2 protein-coding genes and 1 pseudogene are annotated in these 1,284 nt (G+C 68.5%); 1 reads left to right on the forward strand and 2 read right to left on the reverse strand.

The window, feature by feature from the left end; all coding sequences use genetic code 11:
* The coding region (locus tag AC1DU6_RS31685; RefSeq protein WP_477862149.1) for a YdcH family protein at window positions 1–163 on the reverse strand (163 nt) is incomplete at its 3' end.
* Window positions 164–225: 62 nt separating this feature from the next.
* Between AC1DU6_RS31685 and AC1DU6_RS31690 the strand changes: the two genes are divergently transcribed.
* Complete coding sequence (locus tag AC1DU6_RS31690) at window positions 226–996, forward strand: PP2C family protein-serine/threonine phosphatase (RefSeq protein ID WP_056198187.1); 771 nt, start codon at window positions 226–228, stop codon at window positions 994–996.
* A gap of 6 nt (window positions 997–1,002) precedes the next feature.
* On the opposite strand, the pseudogene AC1DU6_RS31695 reads toward AC1DU6_RS31690, so the two are convergent.
* Window positions 1,003–1,284, reverse strand: a pseudogene (locus AC1DU6_RS31695) (hypothetical protein); the annotation flags it as partial.

The following is a 1,284-nucleotide window of genomic DNA, read 5'->3' on the forward strand; positions in this document are numbered from 1 at the left end:
CAATCATGTCGCGCAGAACCAGGCGGCGCTTCTTCAGCCGCTGCAGTGCCAACTCGTCCACCGGCGACTGTTCGACCAGTCGGTCGATCATCGCGTCGAGGTCGCCATGCTCCATGCGCAGCTCGATGAGCCGCCGGGGCAACGAGTGAAGTTGTTCATCCATCCAAGGGTTTACGAAGGCGGTTCGATGCGGGCACAAGCTCACCGACCAGTATAGTTTTCGGCATGCCCTCCCCCACCGCCGTCGGTTTCCGACTCAACGCCGCCACCGGCACCCATCGCGGGGACCGGGCCTATCAGCAGGATCAGGTGGCCGTCATCGCCCACCCGCGCATAGCGGGCTGCATGATGGGCATCGTGGCAGACGGCATGGGCGGCAAGAGCGGCGGGCGCAAGGCGGCCGACCAGGTCATCCTGACGGCGCACCAGCTGTTCGAGCGCTATTCGCCCGAGGATGAGCTGCCTGCCGAGCTGCTGAGCCAGATCACGGCGGAGGCGCACCTGATGATCAAGCTGACGGCCATCTCCGCCGAGGAGGAACCGCACAGCACGATCGCCGGCTTCGTCATCACCAGCGACCGCTGCGTGCATTGGATCCACTCCGGCGACTCGCGCATCTACTGGTTCCGCGGCGCGCGCCTGGTCAAGCGCTCCATGGACCACTCCTATGTGCAGCGCCTCGTCGACGAGGGCCAGCTCACCGAGGCCGAGGCCAGCTCGCATCCGCAGAGCAATCTGCTGACGGCCTGCCTGGGAACGGTGCAGGACCCGACGTCGACATCGGAGCGCTTCGAGAACCTGGAGGTCGGCGACACGTTGATGTGCTGCAGCGACGGGCTCTGGCACTACTTCACCGCCCAGGAGCTGGGCAGCGTGCTCTACAGCCTGCCGCCGCGGGAAGCGGCCGAGTTGCTGGTGAGCAAGGCGCGCCAGCGCGCCCGGGGCGGCGGCGACAACCTGTCCGTCGCCATCGTCAAGCTCGAGAACCTCGATTAGCGGCCGCTACCGCGACGCGGCTGATGCGCCCGGCAACGGCAGGGGCGCAGCCAGCGGCTTGGCCCTGGCCTTCTGTCTGGCCTCGTGCTCGGCAATGCGCTGCTGCTGACGCTTCTCGCGCACCTCAGCCTGCTCGCGGCGCTTGGCCGCCTCGGCCTGCGCCTTGTTCTCTGCCTGCTGGCGCTGGCGTGCGGCATCTTCCGGGCTCCGCGCGCGGGGCGTGCGGGAGGCGGCCACCGCAGGTGGAGCCGGCGGCGGCGCCGTGAGGATGCGCTCGCGCTTCTGGCC

It is taken from the genome of Roseateles sp. P5_B10 (genome assembly GCF_056400485.1).

Bases quoted from the DNA above. Each gene is read 5' to 3' on its own strand.
- AC1DU6_RS31690 (WP_056198187.1), top strand. From the start codon at position 226: ATGCCCTCCCCCACCGCCGTCGGTTTCCGACTCAACGCCGCCACCGGC.